Source organism: Xanthomonas sp. F10, from assembly GCF_014206815.1.
Lineage (GTDB): Bacteria > Pseudomonadota > Gammaproteobacteria > Xanthomonadales > Xanthomonadaceae > Xanthomonas_A > Xanthomonas_A indica.
Genome location: NZ_JACHNP010000001.1, coordinates 1,427,372 through 1,446,834 on the forward strand (window position 1 = coordinate 1,427,372; position 19,463 = coordinate 1,446,834).

Here is a 19,463-nt window from a genome sequence, read left to right on the forward strand (position 1 = left end):
GTATCTATAAGGTGGCGTCCATGCGCAGCCCCACTCCAACCCGCTCAACCCAACCCAGCGTCGCGATCGTCGGTGGCGGCCCCGCCGGACTCACGGCTGCGGCCATCTTAAACCGCCATCGTTGGGCGGTCTCGGTGTTCGAAGGCGACGCCTCGCTGGAGGCGCGCGACCAAGGCGGCACGCTCGACCTGCACCCGGAAGATGGCCAGTTGGCCCTGCACAAGGCCGGGCTGCTGGAGCGGTTCAAGGCGATTGCGCGCTACGAGGACCAGGAACAGCGATCGTTGGACCACGCCACCGGTGCCGTCCTGCGCGAGGAAGTGCCGCTTCCGGGAACCGGCGATCGCCCGGAGATCGACCGCCTCGTGTTGCGCCGACTCCTGCTGGAAGCGACCGATGGCACCGCCATCCGCTGGGACAGCAAGGTGACCGACGTGATCGGCAACCGCACCGGGGGCTACCGCTTGCAGTTGCAAGACGGCCTCACGCCCGCCTTCGACATCGTGATCGGCGCAGACGGCGCCTGGTCGCGCGTGCGCAGCGCAGTGACCCCGGTGGTCCCGGCGTACACCGGCGTGACCTTCGTCGAACTGTGGCTGTCCGAGGTGGATACCCGGCATCCGCAAAGCGCCGCGCTGGTCGGGCACGGCACGATGTTCGCGCTGCACGGCCCCACCGGCATCATCGCGCAACGCAACGGCGGCGGGACGATTCGCGTCTATGCCGCCTTCCGCACCGGCCCCGAACACGGCGATTGGCCGGACACCGCCTTGCAGGGCATCGACAAGCCCGCCCTGCTGGCGCGCTTCGATGGCTGGTCGGCGACGTTGCGGCGACTGATCGCCGATGCGGACCGCATCGCCGCCATGCGCCCGATCGTGGCCTTGCCGCCGGGACTGCGCTGGCCGCACCGCAGCGGGTTGGCGCTGGTCGGCGATGCGGCGCATGTCATGCCGCCGCTGGGGGTCGGCGTCAACCTGGCCATGCTCGACGCCGCCGAGCTCGCCGAAGCCCTGGTCGGCGCCGCGGACTGGCGCGACGCGATGCAACGCTGGGAAGTGGCGATGCTCGACCGTGCCGCCGGGTTCGCCTCGCTGTGCCGCGACGGGTTTGCCGAGATGTTCCCCGACGCAGCGCCCCCGGGCGCGTGAGTGCCACGCCTTGCGGCTGCTTGGCGCGCGCGCCAAGCGACGCGCAGCCCGCGGTGTCCGGCGGTGCGACGCCATGGGTCACAGCGCCGCGATCGCGCTGCCGCGCGTCAGCTCGCCAGCCGCCGTGCGCGCCAGCGCGGGCGGCGCTCGCCGCGGAACAGCAGCAGGTACAGCCCCACCACCCACACCAGCGCCGCGCTCCAGCCGCCGAGGATGTCCGAGGGGTAATGCACGCCCAGGTACACCCGCGACACCCCGACCAGCAGGGTGAAGCTGCCGGCCAGCCACAGCACCGGCCAGCGCCAGCGGGTGCGCCAGCTCAGCGCGATCAGCACCGCCGCCAGGGTCATCGAGCCCATCGCGTGGCCGCTGGGGAAACTGAAGGTGTGGTGCTCCGGCGCGATCGACTCCCACAGGCTGGGCCGGTCGCGCTGGAAGAACTGCTTGGCGCCCATGTTCAGCAGCGCCGAACCGATGAAGGACAGCGCCGCGAACAGCGCCTCGCGCCAACGGCGCAGGCCCAGCAGTACCAGCACGATCAGCGTGTCCAGCGGGATCACGCCGTACTGGTAGCCGGCATCGGTGACCACGGTGAAGAACCGGTCCCAGCCGGGGCTGGTCAGGCCGCGCATGCTCCACAACAGCGGCTCGTCGAAGTAGAGGTCTTCCAGCGCATGCACTTCGTCGGCCAGGGCCACGAACACGCCCAACGGCAGCAGCACCCCGGCGAACAGCAGGATCACGCGCCAGGCATTGCGCCGCAGCCAGCGGCGCAGTCCGGCCGCCTCGGCGGCGGACTCACCCGGTGCGGCGGACATAGGTGCGTTCGACGTAGTCGTCGATCAGCGCGACGAACTCGTGGGCGATGTTCTCGCCGCGCAGGGTCACTTTCTTCTCGCCGTCGATGAACACCGGCGCGGCCGGCGCCTCGCCGGTGCCGGGCAGCGAGATGCCGATGTTGGCGTGGCGCGACTCGCCCGGCCCGTTGACCACGCAGCCCATCACCGCCAGGGTCATGCTTTCGGCGCCGGGATGGGTCACCTTCCACTCCGGCATCTTCGCGCGGACGTGATTCTGCACCACCTTGGCCAACTCCTGGAAGAACTCGGAGGTGGTGCGGCCGCAGCCCGGGCAGGCGGTGACCAGCGGGGTGAAGGCGCGCTGGCCGGTGGTCTGCAGCAGTTCCTGGGCGACGATCACTTCCTGCGTGCGCGACTGCCCCGGCTCCGGGGTCAGCGAGATGCGGATGGTGTCGCCGATGCCTTCCTGCAGCAGCACCGCCAGCGCCGCGCTGGAGGCGACGATGCCCTTGCTGCCGATGCCGGCCTCGGTCAGGCCCAGGTGCAGGGCGAAGTCCGAGCGCTGCGCCAGGTCGCGGTACACCGCGATCAGCTCCTGCACGCCGCTGACCTTGCAGCTGAGCACGATGCGGTCGCGGCCCAGGCCCAGTTCCACCGCACGCTCGGCCGAATCCAGCGCCGAGCGGATCAGCGCCTCGCGCAGCACCCGGCCGGCATCCCACGGCACCTCGCGCCGCGAGTTCTCGTCCATCAGCTGCGCGGCCAGTGCCTGGTCCAGCGAGCCCCAGTTGGCGCCGATGCGCACCGGCTTGTCGTACTTCAGCGCGAATTCGATCAGCTGCGCGAACTGGGTGTCCTTCTTCTTGCCGAAGCCGACGTTGCCGGGATTGATCCGGTACTTGGCCAGCGCCTCGGCGCAAGCGGGCTCGGCGGCCAGCAGCTGGTGGCCGTTGTAGTGGAAGTCGCCGATCAGCGGCACCTCGATGCCCATCATCCGCAGCTTGTCGACGATGCGCGGGATCGCCGCGGCCGACTCGGGATTGTTGACCGTCAGGCGCACCAGTTCCGAGCCGGCGCGCCACAGGTCGGCCACCTGCTTGACCGAGGAGGCGACGTCGGCGGTGTCGGTATTGGTCATCGACTGCACCACCACCGGCTTGCCGCCGCCCATGGTGACGCCGCCGATGCGGACCGGCTGGGTGAGACGGCGCGCCCAGGGCGCGGCGTCGGCGGGAGGCGTGGGGCGGCTGACGGCGTCGTACATGCGCCCATTTTAGCCTGCGCGGCGCATCCTGCCGCACGCGCCGGCACCGGCGATTCAGCGAGGCGGCGCCGCTGCGACGGTTTGTCGCAGGCAGGCCCCGGGCCCAGCGCATACGATGCGCAGCATGGATTCCACCGATGCCTCCTTCCTGCGCACCCTGTGCAGCCTGCGCTGGCTGGCCACCGCCGGCCAGGCCGCGACGATCCTGGTGGCGACCTGGCCGCTGCAGTTGCCGCTGCCGCAGGCGCCGCTGTGGGCCGGCGTGGCGGTGCTGGCGCTGTTCAACCTGTACGCGCAACTGCGCCTGCGCCATGCCGACTCGGCCGCACCCGCCACCGCCTTCGGCCATATCCTGGTCGACGTGACCGTGCTGACCTGGATGGTCGGCTGGAGCGGCGGCATCGGCAACGCCTTCGGCTCGCTGTTCCTGGTGCTGATCGCGCTGGCGGTGCTGGCCCTGCCGCTGCGCTGGGCGCTGGCGGTCGCGCTGGCCTGCGTGGCCGGCTACGCGGTCAGCGCGCTGTTCGGCCTGCCGCTGCCGCACGGCCCCTACCAGGCGCTGGACCTGCAGCGCTGGGGAATGGCGGCCAATTTCCTGCTGTCCACGGTGGTGGTGCTGGTGTTCTCCACCCGCCTGGCGATCGCCATGCGCGAACGCGAGCGCGAGCTGGCGCTGCTGCGCGAGCGCTTCACCCGCAACGAGGGCATCGTCGCCCTGGCCACCCATGCCGCGTCGGTGGCGCACGAACTGAACACGCCGCTGGCGACGATGACCCTGCTCACCGACGACATCGCCGAACAGAGCGACCAGCCGGAACTGCGCGAGGACCTGGACACCCTGCGCGAACTGCTGGTGCAGTGCCGCGAGCGGGTGCTGGCGCTGGCCGCGCCGGCGCAGCGCGCAGGCGGGCAGACCGTGTCACTGGCGCAGGTGCTGCACCAGTGGCAGTTGGTGCGGCCCACCGTGCGCCTGCGCCGCAACGACGACGCGCCGCTGCAACTGCGCATGGAAAGCGCCATCGGCCACCTGCTGCAGGTGCTGCTGAACAACGCCGCCGACGCCGGCGAACGCGCCGGCCACCCGCAGGTGGACCTGAACGTGCGCGTCACTGGCAGCGAACTGGTCGGCGAAGTGCGCGACTACGGCGGCGGCTTCGACGCCAACCAGGTCGGCCTGCCGGCCACCCTGTTCCGCAGCGGCAAGCCCGAGAGCATGGGCGTGGGCCTGGCGCTGTCGCATGCGACCATCGAACGCCTGCGCGGCGAGCTGTGGACCGAGCCGGCGCCGGACCACGGCGCCCGGGTCGGCTTCCGCCTGCCGCTGCTCGCCCTGGAGACCTCCGCATGAACACCGACACCCCGCTGGGCCTGCTGGTCGACGACGATCCGCTGTACCTGCGCACCCTGCAGCGCACCCTCGCCCGCCGCGGCCTGGACACGCGTACCGCCGACAGCGCCGCCGCCGCGCTGGCGCTGGCCGCCGAAACGCCGCCGGACTATGCGCTGATCGACCTCAAGCTCGGCGACGAATCCGGCCTGGCGCTGATCCAGCCGCTGCGCGCGATCCGCGCCGACATGCGCATCCTGCTGGTCACCGGCTACGCCAGCATCGCCACCGCGGTGGAGGCGATCAAGCTCGGTGCCGACGACTACCTGCCCAAGCCGGCCACCGTGCCGATGATCCTGCGCGCGATCGGCCTGGAGGCCGAGGAGGAGGAAGACGAGGACGGCAGCGACGTGCCGGACGCGATGACTCCGCTCAGCCGCCTGCAGTGGGAACACATCCAGCAGGCCATGCACGAGACCGGCGGCAACGTCTCCGCGGCCGCGCGCCTGCTCGGCATGCACCGCCGGTCGCTGCAACGCAAGCTGGCCAAGCGCCCCAGCCCGCAGCGCGACCCGCCGCGCTGAGCCGCGCGGCGCGGCCTGAACCGCGCCCGGGCCTGGCGCTCAAGTCCCCCGGCGCCGGGCCGCTAACTCGGTATGTTGAAATCTCCGCCCGCCTTGCTGGACGAGCCGCAACGGCTCAGCGCCCTGCACCAGCTCTGCCTGCTGGATACCCCGGCCGACCAGGTCTTCGACCTGGTCACGCAGCTGGCGTCCCGCTACCTGCGGGTGCCGATCGCGCTGGTCTCGCTGATCGACGAAAAGCGCCAGTGGTTCAAGTCCCGGGTCGGCCTGGAGGCGGCACAGACACCGCGCAGCCAGGCGTTCTGCGCCTACGCGATCCACAGCCCGGAGCTGATGGTGGTGCCCGATGCGCGCCAGGATCCGCGCTTTCGCGACAACCCGCTGGTCACCGGCCCGCCGTTCATCCGTTTCTACGCCGGCGCACCGTTGCTGATGGCCGACGGTGCCAGCCTCGGCACGCTGTGCGTGATCGACAGCGAGCCGCGCCACGAGTTCGACGAGGTCGCGCGCCGCACCCTGCAGGACCTGCGCGACCTGTTGATGGTGCGCATCGACACGTTGCGCAACAGCGGCTTCGTCGACGCCCTGACCGGCCTACCCAACCGCAGCCGCTTCAACGACGACCTGACCATGTGGCTGTCGCTGCAGAGCGCGGACCAGCACGACACCGCGGTGGCGATCGACGTGTGCGGCATCGAGTACTTCCGCGACATGGTCAAGGCGCTGGGCTGGGAGTACGCCGAGGGCTATCTGCTGGCCGCGCGCGATCGCCTGCGCCAGGCGCTGAACGGCCTGCCGCTGTACCGCATCGACACCACCACCTTCGTGTTCATCATGGAAGGCAGCGACACAGCGCATCTGGAGTACTGGTGCGAGCACGTCTGCGACGCCTTCGCCGCGGCGATCGACCACCAGGGCATCCCGCATGCGGCCAGCCCCTCGCTGGGCGCGGTGCGCCTGGACGGGGCGCTCAGCGCCAACCATACGGTGCGCTCGCTGACCACCGCGGTAGACATGGCGCGCCAGCGCGGGCAGCGCTGGAGCCTGTACGAGCGCAATCACGACGCCAACCAGCGCAATGCCTTCCGCATCCTGGCCGCCTTGCCCGAGGCGTTGGAGGCGCAGGGCCAGCTGAGCCTGCACTACCAGCCGCGGGTGAGCCTGCGCAGCGGCGAATGCGTGGGCGTGGAGGCGCTGCTGCGCTGGCAGCATCCGTTGCTGGGCGCGGTGGCGCCGAACGACTTCATCCCGCTGGCGGAAAAGACCGCGCTGATGAGCCGGATCACCGCCTGGGTGCTGCGCACCGGCATCGCCCAGGCGGCGCAGTGGCAACAGCGCGGCTATCGCTTCAGCGTCTCGCTGAACGTGTCGGCGGTGGACCTGGAGCAGGTCGATTTCATCCTCCGGCTGCAGGCGCTGCTGCAACAGCATGCGCTGGCCCCGGGGGCGCTGGAGATCGAATTCACCGAGAGCGCGATGATCCGCGATCCGCAGCGGGTGGCCGAACAGCTGCAGCAGATCAGCGCGCTCGGGGTGAAGATCGCCATCGACGACTTCGGCACCGGCTACAGCAATCTCGGCTATCTGAAGAACATCCCGGCCAGCGCGCTGAAGATCGACCAGTCGTTCATCCGTGCCCTGCCCGACAGCCGCAGCGACGGCATGCTGGTGCCGTCGATGATCCATCTCGGCCACGATTTCGGCCAGCAGGTGGTGGCCGAGGGCATCGAGAGCGAAACCGTGTACCGGATGCTGCGCGACTGGGGCTGCGACGAAGGCCAGGGCTACTGGATCGCGCGGCCGATGACGGCCGAGGCGCTGGACGCCTGGCTGGCCGAGCCGTGGCAGGGCGACGACGCCTGAGCGCACCGCGCCACGGCCCGCCCGTGGCTCACCAGAACACCGCGTAGAGCGCCACCAGGATCGCGATCACCGCGGCGGCGCCGAGCTTGAAACCGAGCGTGGTGCCGTAGCGCACGTCGTCGGTGCGGATCAGGTCGCGCGCCGGCGCCTGCGGGGTCAGCAGCGACACCACCACCGCCGCAACGAGCGACAGCACGAACACCAGGCCGATGCGGTCCATGAACGGCAGTTCCGGCCACAGCTTCTTCAGCGCGAACGACAGCAGCACCGAGCCGATCGCCGCGGTCAGCGCGCCGGCCTCGTTGGCGCGCTTCCAGAACAGGCCGAGCATGAAGATCACCACCACGCCCGGGGTGAAGAAGCCGGTGAACTCCTGGATGAACTGGAAGCCCTGGTCGAAATTGCCCAGCAGCGGCCGCGCGGTGAGGATGCCGATCAGCACCGAGGTCACCGCGGCCACGCGGCCGACCCGCACCAACTGCGGCTGGTCGGCCTGCGGACGGAACTTGGCGTAGAAGTCCAGGGTGAAGATGGTCGCCACCGAATTGATCTTGGACGCCAGCGAGGCCACGATCGCCGCCACCAGCGCGGCGAACACCAGGCCGAGGATGCCGCTGGGCAGCAGCTGCATCATGGTCGGGTAGGCCTGGTCGGGTTTGGCCAGGTCCGGCGCCAGCACCACCGCGGCGATGCCCGGCACCACCACCACCACCGGCATCAGCAGCTTCAGGAAGGCAGCGAACACCATGCCCTTCTGCGCCTCGCCGATGTTCTTGGCCGCCAGCGCGCGCTGGATGATGTACTGGTTGAAGCCCCAGTAGCTGATGTTCATCACCCACAGGCCGCCGAGCAGCACGCTCAGGCCCGGCAGATCCTTGTAGAACGGGTTGTCCCTGGACAGGATCATGTGGAAGTGCTCGGGGTGCGCGTTCCACAGGTGGCGGAAGCCGGCGAGCACGCCGGCGCCGTCGCCGATCCGCGACAGGGTCAGCCCGGCGACCAGCAGGCCGCCCAGCACCAGCAGGGTGACCTGGACGATGTCGGTCAGCGCCACCGCCTTCAGCCCGCCGTACAGCTGGTAGACCAGCGCGAACACGCCGATCAGCGCCAGCGCCAGGGTCTGGTCCATGCCGGTGACCTGGCTCACCGCGATCGAGCCCAGCCACAGGATCGAGGTCAGGTTGACGAACACGTACAGCAGCAGCCAGAACACCGCCATCAGCGTGCGGATCCACTTGCCGTAGCGCTGTTCCAGGAACTGCGGCATGGTGTAGATGCCGTTGCGCAGGAAGATCGGCAGGAAGAACTTGCCGACGATCAGCAGGGTCAGCGCCGCCATCCACTCGTAGGAGGCGATCGCCAGGCCGATCGCATAGCCGGAGCCGGCCATGCCGATGATCTGCTCGGCGGAGATGTTCGCCGCGATCAGCGACGCGCCGATCGCCCACCACGGCAGGGTCTTGCTGGCCAGGAAGTAATCCTCCGCGCTCTTGCGGTGCCCCGCCTTCTCCCGCGAAACCCATTGCGCGAGCAGGAAGATGCCCGCCAGGTAGACCACCACGATCGCCACATCCAACGTCGCCAACCCCACTGCCTTCTCCTACGGGCCGCAGCCCTGTCGCACCGTTGTCCATGACGCCGCCCGCGTGGGCGGCGCCGCTCGTTCGATAAACCCGTTCGCCGCCTGCGCCGCCGCTCAGTGCAGCGGGCAGTCGACCACGCTCTGCGCCTCGTTGCTGCTGCCCAGCGCGATCCGCGACAGCGCCAGGTCCAGTGCGCCGTCGCTCTCGATCTCCGGCAGACGCTCCAGCCGGGTCAGGTCAGCGCCGCCCGCCGCGAAGCACTTCAACGGTACGCCCAGCGTGCGCCACTCGCCCTTGGGCAGCGCGGCCAAGGCCTTGCCCAGGTCCACGCGCGCGCCGCAGTCGTGGCCGCAGGCCACGCCGATGCGCGCGGCTGCGCTGGGTGCCGCGTCCACCTTCAACGTCAGGATCAGTTGCACGTCGCCATTGCTCTCGCGCGAGACGTCCAGCGGCTTGGGCAACACCAGCGCCAACCCGGACTTGCCGCTGCCGGACCAGACGAAGCGCCGCGCATCCTCCTGCGCCTTATAGTCGATAGCGGTGACCTTCAGCGATCCGTCGGCCAGCGCCGCCGGAAAGGTCGCCGCCGGCAGGTTGGTCTGGGCGCCGCCGAACAGGATCAGGTTGATGCCGGTCGCCGGCTTGCCGCGGTCCAGGTACACCCCGCCCACCGCCTGCGCGCCGGACACGCCCGACACCTCGGACAGGCGGCTCAGATCGCCCTTGTCTTCATAGGTGAGGCCATAGCCGAAGGCGAACTGCGGGTTGTAGTTCTTCTGCCCGACGTTGTTGGCGAACTGCACCGCGGTGCGCGGCCAGGAGAAGCTCAGCTTGCCGTGGAAGTCGTACTGCACGCTGCCGTCGGGCTTGCGCAGCAGCACGTCGGCGATGCCGCCGCCTTCCGAGCCGGGCAACCAGGCCGCGACGAAGGCGTCGGCGGCATTGATCTCGCGGTTCACCCACAGCGGCCGCCCGCTCAGGAACACCGCCACCACCGGGATGCCTTGCGCCTTCAGCGACTTGATCAGGTCCAGATCGCTGTCGTCGCCGGGCTTGTACAGCAGCGTGGCGACGTCGCCCTGGAATTCGGCGTAGGGATGTTCGCCGAACACCACCACCGCCACGTCCGGCTTGGTCGCGAACTTGCCGTCCACCGCCAATTCGGCGCTGCCGCCGGCGGCGCTGACCTGTTGCTGCAGGCCTTCCCAGATGGTGGTGCCGTTGGGGTAGTCGGCGCGCTTGGTGCCGGTGCCCTGCCAGTTGAGGGTCCAGCCGCCGGCCTGCTTGCCCATGTCGTTGGCGCCGTCGCCGGCCACCAGCAGCTTGATCTGCGGCTTCAGCGGCAGCAGCTGCCCCTGATTCTTCAGCAGCACCAGCGATTCGCGCACCGCCTGCCGCGCCACCGCGCGGTGTTCGGGCGCGCCCAGCAATGCGAACTTGCCGCCCAGCGGACGCTGCGACGGCTTGCCGGCCTCGAACAGGCCCAGGCGCAGCTTCACCCGCAGGATCCGCCGTACCGCATCGTCCAGCCGCGCCATCGGGATCTGGCCCGACTTCACCGCCTTCAGCGCGTTCTCGTACACGCCCTTCCAGCTGTCCGGCGCCATCAGCATGTCGACGCCGGCGTTGAACGCGGCCGGGCAGTCGTCCTTGCGGCAGCCCGGGACCTGGGCATGGCCGTTCCAGTCGCCGACCACGAAGCCGCCGAAGTGCATCTGCCCCTTCAGCACGTCGGTCAGCATGACCGTGTTGCCGTGCATCTTGACCCCGTTGACGCTGTTGAACGAGGCCATCACCGTCTGCGCCCCCGCGGCGATCGCCGGCGGATAGCCGGCGCCGTGGATGTCGCGCAGCTGCTGTTCGCTGATGCGGGTATCGCCCTGGTCCTTGCCGTCGGTGGTGCCGCCGTCGCCGAGGAAGTGCTTGACCGAGGAGATCACATGCGACCCGTCCAGGAAACCCGGCGTGCCGGGCACGCCCTGCAGCCCCTCGACCACCTTGCCGGCGTAGCTGGCCACCACCTCGGGCGACTCCGAATAGCCTTCGTAAGTGCGGCCCCAGCGGTCGTCCTGCGGCACCGCCACGGTCGGGGCGAAGGTCCACTCCATGCCGGTGGTGCGGGTCTCGGCGGCGGTGATCTCGCCGATCTTGCGCATCAGTTCCGGGTCGCGGGTCGCGCCCAGGCCGATGTTGTGCGGGAATAGCGTAGCGCCGACGATGTTGCTCTGCCCGTGCACCGCGTCGATGCCGAAGATGATCGGGATCGCCGGGCCGGCGCCGTCGGTCTGCATCGACGCCGCGTAGTAGGCATCGGCCAGCGCCAGCCACTGCGCCGGGCTGGCGTCGTACTTGCCGCCGGGATCGGAATTGCCGCCGGCCAGCACCGAGCCGATGTGGTACTTGCGCACGTCCTCCGGGGTCATGCTGCCGATGTCGCCCTGCACGGTCTGCCCGACCTTCTGCTCCACCGACATCTGCGCCATCAGCTTGGTGATGCGCGCCTCCAGCGCCGGATCCTCCTTCAGCGGCCAGGCCGGCGACGGCCAACGATCCGGGTGGATCGGCGGCGGCGCAGCGGCCGCCACGGCGGGGACCGAACGGCCCGGGACCGCCGCGACCAGGGCCAGCAGGCCCAGCGCAGCGGCCGCGGCCAGCGCAGTGCGAAGCGGCGCGGTCGCGCCAGAAGGCTGTGTATGCAAGAGACTCCCTCCGAGGAACGGCGAACGCATGCCATGTCGCGGCCGGACCGCCCACGCCGAAGTGCGGCCGGCGCCTACGCTTCCCGAATCGCCCCAAGCCTGTCAACCGCGATGCGAGGTATGCCCCAATGCCAGCGGGATATCGGTTGACGCTATAGCGATGGAATACCGGCTTGGCTTGTGCGGGGGCCACATCCGGGTCGTTGCCGGCGCTCGCCGGCGCCACCCGCCGCGACGACGTTTGCTGCGCCGCAATATTGACCGCAGCGCGCACTGCGCAAGGCGCAGCTGCATTCGACGCGGCCGCCGCCGGCCGCACGCGCTCGCAGGTTTCAAACGCATGTCACCAAGCGCGCCTAGGTTGGACCGCGCCGGCACCGAGGGGGAGTGACCGGTATCCCGCCCGTTCTGGAGAGTCCCCCGATGTCGCACCTCCCCGATTCCGGTCGCCGCCGCGCCCTGCGCCTGCTGGCCGGCACCTCGCTGCTGCCGCTGGGCAGTCTTTCCGCCGCCGCGTTGGCGAGCGACCCTGCGGCCGCGCGTCTGCCGCCCCAGCCCCCGCCGCGGCCAAGCCGCCCGCCGCGATCGCGCGTGCGCGCGGTCAGCTTCGACGGCATGGCGGCGCCGTCGCTGGCCGAGCCGGCGGCGATGGCCACCACCAGCGTGCGCTCGCATGTCGAGGTGACCCTGCACGACGGCAGCCGACAGCGTTACGCCCTGGCCTACCGCCCGTTCTTCATGACCGGCGACCAGGTGCCCGACGGCGCCGGCGGCACCGTGCTGGCCGGCGGCTACTACGACATCCACAACCGGCCGATCCTGGATCGCTCGGTCCCGGGCAGCGAACGGCCGTTCTTCTCCGATTGTCCCGATGGCTCGTCGCTGCTGGCCCTGCCGCATGCGCACGTCCCTGGCGTGCGCGGCAACACGGTGTTCGCGGTGGTGCAGTTCGAGTACACCACGCGCGATCTCGCCGGCAACGGCACCTACCGCCAGCTGCCGGCGCCGATCGCGGTGCTGACCCTGGACCAGGACCCGCGCAGCGGCCACCTGCGCCTGGTCAAGTACCACAACGTCGACACCTCGGCGGTGCACGGCCTGTGGACCACCTGCGGCGCCAGCCTCTCGCCCTGGAACACGCACCTGTCCAGCGAGGAATACGAACCCGATGCCGCCAGCATCGCCGGCAACACCCAGTTCCAGCGCTTCAGCGAACACCTCTACGGCGACGCCACGCGCGCCAATCCTTATCACTACGGGCACCTGCCGGAAGTGACCGTGCACGCCGACGGCAGCGGCAGCATCCGCAAGCACTACTGCCTGGGCCGCATCTCGCACGAACTGGTGCAGGTGATGCCGGACCGGCGCACCGTGCTGATGGGCGACGACGCCAGCAACGGCGGCCTGTTCCTGTTCGTCGCCGATCGCGACTGCGACCTGTCCAGCGGCACCCTGTACGTGGCGAAGTGGCGGCAACGCTCGGCCAGCGGTCCCGGCGCGGCCACGCTGGACTGGATCCGCCTGGGCAGCGCCAGCAGCGACGAGATCGAGGCGATGGCCGACGTGCTGCGCATCGGCGACATCATGGACGTGGCCACGCGCGATCCGGGCGGCCCCGGCTACACCCGCATTCCCTACAGCGGCGGCTTCAACTGGATACGGCTGCGACCGGGCATGGAACAGGCCGCCGCCTTTCTTGAAACCCATCGCTACGCCGCGCTGGTCGGCGGCAGCCTGGGCTTCACCAAGATGGAGGGCACCACCGTCGACACCCGCGACCGCATCGCCTACTCGGCGATGTCCTACATCCAGGGCAGCATGCTCGACGGCTCCGGCGACATCCGCGTGGAAGGCCCGACCGCCGGCGCGATCTATGCGCTGCCGCTACGCGGCGGCCAGCGCGACCATCTCGGCCAGCCGATCCGCAGCGAGTGGGTGCCGGTGTCGATGAGCGCGCCGCCCGCGCTGGTGGGGCGCGACTTGCCCGCGGCCGACGCGTTGGGCAATCTGGCCGACCCGGAGCGCATCGCCAATCCGGACAACATCAAGTTCTCCGAACGCCTGCGCACGCTGTTCATCGGCGAGGACAGCGCCATGCACGTTAACAACTTCCTGTGGGCCTACAACGTCGATACCGGCAAGCTGTCGCGCCTGCTGTCGGTGCCTGCCGGCGCCGAATCCACCGGCCTGCACGCGGTCGACGAGATCCATGGCTGGACCTACGTGATGAGCAACTTCCAGCATCCCGGCGACTGGGAAAGCCCGCTGCACGACAAGGTCAAGGCGCAGCTGGATCCGCTGATCCGCGCCAACTACAAGGATCGCTACGGCGCCGCGGTGGGCTACCTCACCGGCGACCCGGTCGGGTTGCGCCTGGACGATGCGCGCCTGGACGACGCATAGGACGCCGCACGGCGTCCAAGAGATTGCGCGAGCCGATCGCGCGAGCCGCCTTGGCTCGCGCGACCGGGTACGTTCTCGCTCAGCCCTGCAAGTGCGCCAACACCGCGCGGGTGACCGGGTCGGCGACCTCGGTGGACTCGCCCTGCAGCGCCGGCAGCAACTGGCTGGCCAGTTGCTTGCCCAGTTCGACGCCGAACTGGTCGAAGGCGTTGATGCCCCAGACCACCGACTGCACGTACACGCTGTGCTCGTACATCGCGATCAGCGCGCCCAGCGCCTGCGGGGTCAGCGCGTCGAGCAGGATCAGGGTGCTGGGGCGGCCGCCCGGATAGTCGCGGGCCGGATCGTCGCTGCCCTGCCCGTTCGCCAGCGCCTCGGTCTGCGCCAGCAGATTGGCCAGCAGCGCCTGGTGGTTGACGGTGTACGGATCGTCGTTGCGGATGCAGCCGATGAAATCGGCCGGCACGATGCTGGTGCCCTGGTGCAGCGCCTGGAAGAAGCTGTGCTGCACGTCGGTGCCGGCGCCGCCCCACCACACCGGCACGGTGTCGGCCTCGACCGGGCTGCCGTCCAGGCGCACGCGCTTGCCCAGGCTTTCCATCACCAGTTGCTGCAGGTAGGCCGGCAGCAGCGCCAGGCGCTGGTCGTAGGTCATCACCGCCTGCGTGGCGTAGCCCAGCAGGTTGCGGTTCCACAGCGTGGTCAGGCCATGCAGCACGGCCACGTTGCGCTCCAGCGGCGCGGTCAGGGCGTGTTCGTCGAACTGCGCGGCGCCTTCAAGCAACTGTTCGAACGCGTCGGCGCCGATCGCCAGCGCGATCGGGAAGCCCACCGCCGACCACAGCGAGTAGCGGCCGCCGACCCAGTCCCACATCGGCAGCACGCGGCCGGCGGCGATGTCGAAAGCCTTGGCGGCGCGCTCGGGGTTGGCGCTGACCGCGTACAGGCGCTCGCTGCCGCCCAGCCAGTCGCGCAGGATCTGGCCGTTGAGCAGGGTTTCCTGGGTGCCGAAGGTCTTGGAGATCAGCACGCCGGCGGTGCGCGCCGGATCCAGCGTGGCCAGGGTGCGCTGCATCGCCGCGCCGTCCACGTTGGAGACGAAATGCACGCGGAAACGCGCGCCGGCGACCGGACGCAGCGCGTCGGCGACCAGGCGCGGGCCGAGATCGGAGCCGCCGATGCCGACGCTGACGATGTCGGTGACCTCGGTCTGCGCCAGGGCGTCGATCAGCGCGCGCATGCGCTGCTGCACCTCGCGGGCGCTGGCGTGGGCCTGGCTGGCCACCGGCGCGCCGGTGAGGTCGCCGCGCAGCGCGGTATGCAGCGCGGCGCGGCCTTCGGTGACGTTGACCGTTTCGCCGCGGAACAGGCGCTGGAAGGCGCCGGCCAGGTCGTGCTCGGCGGCCAGCGCCAGCAGCGCGTCGAGCGCGGCGCGGTCGTACTTCTGCCGCGCGAAATTGAAGTACAGCGGTCCGACCTGCAGCGCCAACGTCTCGGCACGGCCGGGTTCGGCCGCCAGCAGGTCGGGAAGGCGCGCCCCGCGCAAGCGCTGGGCGTGGGAATGCAGTGCGTCGAAACCGGTGGACTGTGTCATGCGGCCTGCTTTGGGATGCTGTGGTTGGTGTGGGTGATCTTGTTGTTGCCGTCCACGTAGACCAGGGTCGGCTGGAAGCGCGCGGCTTCCTCTTCGCTCATGCCGGCGAAGGCGGCGATGATGATCAGGTCGCCGACCTGCACGTGGCGCGCGGCGCCGCCGTTGAGCGAGATGATGCCGCTGCCCTCGTCGGCGCGGATCGCATAGGTGCTGAACCGCGCGCCGTTGGTCACGTCCCAGATGTGCACCTGCTCGAACTCGCGGATGCCGGTCGCCTCAAGCAGCAGCCCGTCGATGGCGATCGAGCCTTCGTAGTTCAGCTCGGAATGGGTGACGGTGGCGCGGTGGATCTTGGTCTTCAACAGGCTCAGTTGCATGGGGCGGGACTGCGGTCAGGAAAGACGCGCAGTTTAGCAGCCGAGGGTTAGGTGGCGGTGGTGAGGGGCGGCCTCAGACCGTCGTAGGAGCGGCTTCAGCCGCGACAGGCGGTCGCGGGAAAGCCCGGTCGCGGCTGAAGCCGCTCCTACGACGACGGCGACCGCGGCCGCTTGCTCAGAATTCCAGGTTGTCGATCAGCCGGGTGCGGCCCAGGCGCGCGGCGATCAGCGCCACGCGCGGGCCGGTACCGTCGTCCTGCGGCTCGCTCAGGTCGGGCGCACGCAGCACGCTGTAGTCGACCTCGAAGCCGGCCGCCTGCAACTGCGCGGTCGCGTCCGCCTCCACCTGCGCGCGCGGGCGCCCGGCCAGGTGACCGTCGCGCATCGCCCGCAGGGTGCGGTGGATCTGCGCCGCGCGCGGCCGCTCCTCGGCCGACAGGTACTGGTTGCGCGAGCTCATCGCCAGGCCGTCGGCCTCGCGCACGATGCTGCCGCCCAGGATCTCGATCGGGAACGCCAGGTCGGCGACCATCTGCCGGATCACCGCCAGTTGCTGGTAGTCCTTCTTGCCGAACGCGGCCAGGTCCGGCTGCACCTGGTTGAACAGGCGTGCGACCACGGTGCAGACGCCGTCGAAATGGCCGGGTCGGCAGGCACCCTCCAGCACTTCGCTGACGCCGGGCGTGTGCATGCGCAGCGCCAGTTCCACGCCCAGCGGGTACATGCTCTCCACCGTCGGCAGCCACAGCACGTCGCAGCCGGCGCCTTCCAGGCCGCTGGTGTCGGCTTCCGGGGTGCGCGGGTAGCGGGTGAAATCCTCGTTCGGGCCGAACTGGGTCGGGTTGACGAACACGCTGGAGACCACGCGGTCGGCGTATTGCCGCGCCAGCATCACCAGCGAGAAATGCCCGGCATGCAGGTTGCCCATGGTCGGCACGAAGGCCACGCGCAGGCCCTGCCGCTTCCAGCCGGTGACGACGGCGCGCAGTCGCGCCAGGTCGGTGACGGTCTCGATCATTTGGCGTAGGCGTGTTCGGCGTCGGGGAAGGTGCCGGCGCGTACTGCGTCGGCGTAGGCGCGCGCGGCGCCGGCGATGGAACCGCCCTCGGCCAGGAAATCCTTGACGAAGCGCGGGCGGCGGTGGCCGCTGTCCAGGCCGAGGAAATCGTGCATCACCAGCACCTGGCCGTCGCACTCGGGGCCGGCACCGATGCCGATGGTGGGGATGTCGATCTCGGCGGTGATCCGCGCGGCCAGCGGCGACGGCACGCATTCCAGCACCAGCAGCGCGGCGCCGGCCGCGGCGACCGCCTTGGCGTCGGCGAGCAACCTGGCCGCGGCGGCTTCTTCGCGGCCCTGGATCTTGTAGCCGCCGAAGGTCAGCACCGACTGCGGGGTCAGGCCCAGGTGCGAGCACACCGGGATGTCGCGCTCGCTGAGGAAGCGGATCACCTCCAGCTTGTGGCCGGCCCCCTCCAGCTTGACCATCTCCGCCCCGGCCTGCAGCAGCCGGGTCGACGCGTCCAGCGCGCGCTCGGGGGTGGCATCGGACTGGAACGGCAGGTCGGCCACCAGCAGCGCCCGCTGCAGCACCCGCGCCACCGCGGCGGTGTGATAAGCGATGTCGTCCACGGTCACCGGCAGGGTCGAGTCGTGACCCTGCACCACCATGCCCAGCGAGTCGCCGATCAGGATCAGGTCCACGCCGTTGGCGTCGAAGGTCCGCGCGAAGCCGGCGTCGTACGCGGTCAGCATCACCAGCTTCTGCTGGCGGCGCTTGGCCTCGGCCAGGGCGGGGACGGTCCAGGGCTTGCTGTCGGCGTGGCTGCTCATAAGCTCATGTGCTGCGGTAATGAGCCGAGCATTATCTACCGATTGGCGCGATCCCGCCGGTTTCGATGCGGTCGCGGGCGTCACGCACCGTTCCATGCCCCGGAATGACCGCCTCCGCGGCGATCTCGGCGAGCGGCAGAAGGACGAAGGCACGCTCGTGCAGGAACGGATGCGGCACCTGCAGCCCGGGCAGGTCGATCACCGCCTGCGCGTACAGCAGCAGGTCTAGGTCCAGGGTGCGCGGACCCCAGCGTTCGCCGGGCAGGCGCTGGCGGCCGTGGCGCGCCTCCAAGTCCAGCAGCGCCTGCAGCAGGTCCGGCGCCGGCAGCGTGGTGGTCAGCAGCGCCGCGGCGTTGATGAAGTCCGGCTGGTCCTCGCGGCCCCAGGCCGGGCTGCGGTACAGCTGCGAGGCGCGCAGCAGGCGGGTCTGCGGCAGGGTGTCGAGCGCGGCCAGGGCCGCGCGCAGGGTCGCCGCGGCGTCGCCGAGGTTGCCGCCCAGGCCGATGCAGGCCTGGACCGGCGTCTCCACCACGGTGCTCACTCGACGGGCGCGGTGGCGTCCGGGCGGCGGCGCCGGCGCCGGCGGCGCTTGGGGGTCTCTTCGCTGTCGGCCGGCGGCGCGAACGCCAGCTCGTCGCCGGCGTAGTCCACCTCCGGGTCGAAGCCGCGCGGCGGCGGCGCGTAGCCGGGCTGTTGCTGCAACTCGCGCCAGTAGGCAATGTCGGCCGCATGCTCGTCCGAGGCCGACTGGCGCACGATCAGGAAATCGAACGCAGCACGGAAGCGCGGATGCGACAGCGTGCGCATCACCCGCTTGCGCTGGCGCGAGGTGAAGCGCGACTGCAGCAGCCAGATCTCCTGCATCGGCAGCGAGAAGCGCCGCGGCAGCGCGACGGTGCTCAGCTGGTGCAGGGTCACCCGGTCGGCGGCGCGGCGTTGCGCCTCCTCCATCTGCATGCCCTGCTTCTGCAGGGTCATCAGCGCGCGGCAGTAGGCCGGCCACAGCAGCAGCGCGAACAGGAACGCCGGCGACACCGGCTCGTCGTTGGCGACGCGGTTGTCGGTGTTGCGCAGGCCCTCGATCAGCATCCGCCGCAGCGCGCCGCTGCGGTTGGAGCGCAGCGCCGCCGCGCTCTCGGGGAACAGCGCGGCCAGCAGGCCGTGCCGCTCCAGGCCCTCGAAGCTGGCCACGCCGTGGCCGGACAGGAACAGCTTGAGCACTTCCTCGAACAGCCGCGCCGGCGCGGCCTCGGCCAGCAGCCCGGCCAGGCGCGGGATCGGCTCGGCGGTGCCGGCCTCGATCTCGAAATCGAGCTTGGCCGCCAGGCGCACCGCACGCAGCATGCGCACCGGGTCCTCGCGGTAGCGCTGCTCGGGGTCGCCGATCAGCTTCATCAGCCGCGCCTGCACGTCCTCGAAGCCGCCGACGTAGTCGCGCACCGAGAAGTCCTCGATGGCGTAATACAAGGCGTTGCAGGTGAAGTCGCGGCGCACCGCATCGTCCTCGATGCTGCCGTAGACGTTGTCGCGGACCAGGCGGCCGTTGTCCACCTCGCGGTCGCCGCTGCCGTCGTCGACGTTGGCGCGGAAGGTGGCGACCTCGATGATCTCGCGGCCGTAGACCACGTGCGCCAGGCGGAAGCGGCGGCCGATCAGGCGGCAGTTGCGGAACAGCTGCTTGACCTGCTCGGGCGTGGCGTCGGTGGCGACGTCGAAGTCCTTGGGCTGGACCTGGACCAGCAGGTCGCGGACCGCGCCGCCGACCAGGTACGCGCCGAAGCCGGCCTCGCGCAGCCGGTACAGCACGCGCAGGGCATTGGGGCTGATGTCCTTGCGCGAGATGGGGTGCTGATCGCGCGGGATCGCGCGCAGGGTGAATGGCGATGGAACTGGCGGATTGATGATGGCGCTTCCGTATCGGGTTGCGGGATTGCCGAAGGGCGGCGAGACCCATATACTAGCGCGCTGCAATCGACGCGACCAAC

The 19,463-nt window shown here is 70.3% G+C and carries 15 protein-coding genes; 5 read left to right on the forward strand and 10 right to left on the reverse strand.

Annotated features, from left to right (window positions below):
* The first annotated feature begins 20 nt into the window (after positions 1-20).
* On the forward strand, positions 21-1,151 hold the full coding sequence (locus tag FHR56_RS06300; protein ID WP_160946609.1) for an NAD(P)/FAD-dependent oxidoreductase: 1,131 nt from the start codon (positions 21-23) through the stop codon (positions 1,149-1,151).
* 107 nt (positions 1,152-1,258) lie between these two features.
* On the opposite strand, the gene FHR56_RS06305 is transcribed toward FHR56_RS06300, so the two are convergent.
* Entirely contained in the window at positions 1,259-1,969 is a 711-nt protein-coding gene (locus FHR56_RS06305; protein ID WP_160946608.1) for a phosphatase PAP2 family protein, read from the reverse strand.
* Positions 1,950-3,215, reverse strand: a complete 1,266-nt coding sequence (gene ispG / locus FHR56_RS06310) for a flavodoxin-dependent (E)-4-hydroxy-3-methylbut-2-enyl-diphosphate synthase (protein WP_160946607.1) — start codon at positions 3,213-3,215, stop codon at positions 1,950-1,952. The genes FHR56_RS06305 and ispG overlap by 20 nt, the downstream gene beginning before the upstream one ends.
* A gap of 124 nt (positions 3,216-3,339) precedes the next feature.
* Between ispG and FHR56_RS06315 the strand changes: the two genes are divergently transcribed.
* The 3 genes from FHR56_RS06315 (at position 3,340) to FHR56_RS06325 (ending at position 6,989) form a co-directional block, all read left to right on the forward strand.
* Entirely contained in the window at positions 3,340-4,563 is a 1,224-nt protein-coding gene (locus FHR56_RS06315; protein WP_184502440.1) for an ATP-binding protein, read from the forward strand.
* Complete coding sequence (locus tag FHR56_RS06320; protein WP_160946605.1) at positions 4,560-5,126, forward strand: response regulator transcription factor; 567 nt, start codon at positions 4,560-4,562, stop codon at positions 5,124-5,126. The genes FHR56_RS06315 and FHR56_RS06320 overlap by 4 nt, the downstream gene beginning before the upstream one ends.
* A gap of 72 nt (positions 5,127-5,198) precedes the next feature.
* Positions 5,199-6,989 carry a sensor domain-containing phosphodiesterase gene (locus FHR56_RS06325; RefSeq protein WP_184502441.1) on the forward strand — a complete coding sequence of 597 codons (1,791 nt, stop codon included), beginning with the start codon at positions 5,199-5,201 and terminating at the stop codon, positions 6,987-6,989.
* A 28-nt stretch (positions 6,990-7,017) separates the two neighbouring features.
* Here FHR56_RS06325 and FHR56_RS06330 read toward each other — a convergent pair whose 3' ends face one another.
* Together FHR56_RS06330 and FHR56_RS06335 are read right to left on the reverse strand one after the other, a co-directional pair.
* Entirely contained in the window at positions 7,018-8,580 is a 1,563-nt protein-coding gene (locus FHR56_RS06330; RefSeq protein WP_160946604.1) for a sodium/sugar symporter, read from the reverse strand.
* Positions 8,581-8,685: 105 nt separating this feature from the next.
* Positions 8,686-11,226 carry an exo 1,3/1,4-beta-D-glucan glucohydrolase gene (locus tag FHR56_RS06335; RefSeq protein ID WP_345776735.1) on the reverse strand — a complete coding sequence of 847 codons (2,541 nt, stop codon included), beginning with the start codon at positions 11,224-11,226 and terminating at the stop codon, positions 8,686-8,688.
* A 468-nt stretch (positions 11,227-11,694) separates the two neighbouring features.
* Here FHR56_RS06335 and FHR56_RS06340 point away from each other — a divergent pair, with 468 nt between their 5' ends.
* A complete protein-coding gene (locus FHR56_RS06340) occupies positions 11,695-13,674 on the forward strand; it encodes an alkaline phosphatase PhoX (RefSeq protein ID WP_160946602.1) in 1,980 nt (659 codons plus the stop codon).
* Between the two features lie 79 nt (positions 13,675-13,753).
* Here the strand turns inward: FHR56_RS06340 and pgi are convergent, their stop codons facing one another.
* The 6 genes from pgi to pcnB form a co-directional block, all read right to left on the reverse strand.
* On the reverse strand, positions 13,754-15,268 hold the full coding sequence (gene pgi, locus FHR56_RS06345) for a glucose-6-phosphate isomerase (RefSeq protein WP_160946601.1): 1,515 nt from the start codon (positions 15,266-15,268) through the stop codon (positions 13,754-13,756).
* Positions 15,265-15,645: an aspartate 1-decarboxylase gene (gene panD, locus FHR56_RS06350; RefSeq protein WP_160946600.1), complete on the reverse strand. Its 381-nt coding sequence runs from the start codon at positions 15,643-15,645 to the stop codon at positions 15,265-15,267. Before panD ends, pgi begins: the two co-directional genes overlap by 4 nt.
* 175 nt (positions 15,646-15,820) lie before the next feature.
* Positions 15,821-16,663, reverse strand: coding sequence for a pantoate--beta-alanine ligase (panC, locus tag FHR56_RS06355; RefSeq protein WP_160946599.1), 843 nt, complete (start codon positions 16,661-16,663; stop codon positions 15,821-15,823).
* Positions 16,660-17,478 carry a 3-methyl-2-oxobutanoate hydroxymethyltransferase gene (panB, locus tag FHR56_RS06360; protein ID WP_160946598.1) on the reverse strand — a complete coding sequence of 273 codons (819 nt, stop codon included), beginning with the start codon at positions 17,476-17,478 and terminating at the stop codon, positions 16,660-16,662. Before panB ends, panC begins: the two co-directional genes overlap by 4 nt.
* 31 nt (positions 17,479-17,509) lie before the next feature.
* A complete protein-coding gene (gene folK / locus FHR56_RS06365; protein WP_343160750.1) occupies positions 17,510-18,010 on the reverse strand; it encodes a 2-amino-4-hydroxy-6-hydroxymethyldihydropteridine diphosphokinase in 501 nt (166 codons plus the stop codon).
* A 5-nt stretch (positions 18,011-18,015) separates the two neighbouring features.
* Positions 18,016-19,434: a polynucleotide adenylyltransferase PcnB gene (pcnB, locus tag FHR56_RS06370; RefSeq protein WP_160946690.1), complete on the reverse strand. Its 1,419-nt coding sequence runs from the start codon at positions 19,432-19,434 to the stop codon at positions 18,016-18,018.
* Between the last annotated feature and the right edge of the window lie 29 nt (positions 19,435-19,463).

Coding starts and splice junctions, on each gene's coding strand:
- FHR56_RS06315 (WP_184502440.1), top strand. CDS start 3,340: ATGGATTCCACCGATGCCTCCTTCCTGCGCACCCTGTGCAGCCTGCGC.
- pgi (WP_160946601.1), bottom strand. CDS start 15,268: ATGACACAGTCCACCGGTTTCGACGCACTGCATTCCCACGCCCAGCGC.
- FHR56_RS06305 (WP_160946608.1), bottom strand. CDS start 1,969: ATGTCCGCCGCACCGGGTGAGTCCGCCGCCGAGGCGGCCGGACTGCGC.
- panD (WP_160946600.1), bottom strand. CDS start 15,645: ATGCAACTGAGCCTGTTGAAGACCAAGATCCACCGCGCCACCGTCACC.
- panC (WP_160946599.1), bottom strand. CDS start 16,663: ATGATCGAGACCGTCACCGACCTGGCGCGACTGCGCGCCGTCGTCACC.
- ispG (WP_160946607.1), bottom strand. CDS start 3,215: ATGTACGACGCCGTCAGCCGCCCCACGCCTCCCGCCGACGCCGCGCCC.
- panB (WP_160946598.1), bottom strand. CDS start 17,478: ATGAGCAGCCACGCCGACAGCAAGCCCTGGACCGTCCCCGCCCTGGCC.
- FHR56_RS06320 (WP_160946605.1), top strand. CDS start 4,560: ATGAACACCGACACCCCGCTGGGCCTGCTGGTCGACGACGATCCGCTG.
- FHR56_RS06325 (WP_184502441.1), top strand. CDS start 5,199: ATGTTGAAATCTCCGCCCGCCTTGCTGGACGAGCCGCAACGGCTCAGC.
- FHR56_RS06300 (WP_160946609.1), top strand. CDS start 21: ATGCGCAGCCCCACTCCAACCCGCTCAACCCAACCCAGCGTCGCGATC.
- FHR56_RS06340 (WP_160946602.1), top strand. CDS start 11,695: ATGTCGCACCTCCCCGATTCCGGTCGCCGCCGCGCCCTGCGCCTGCTG.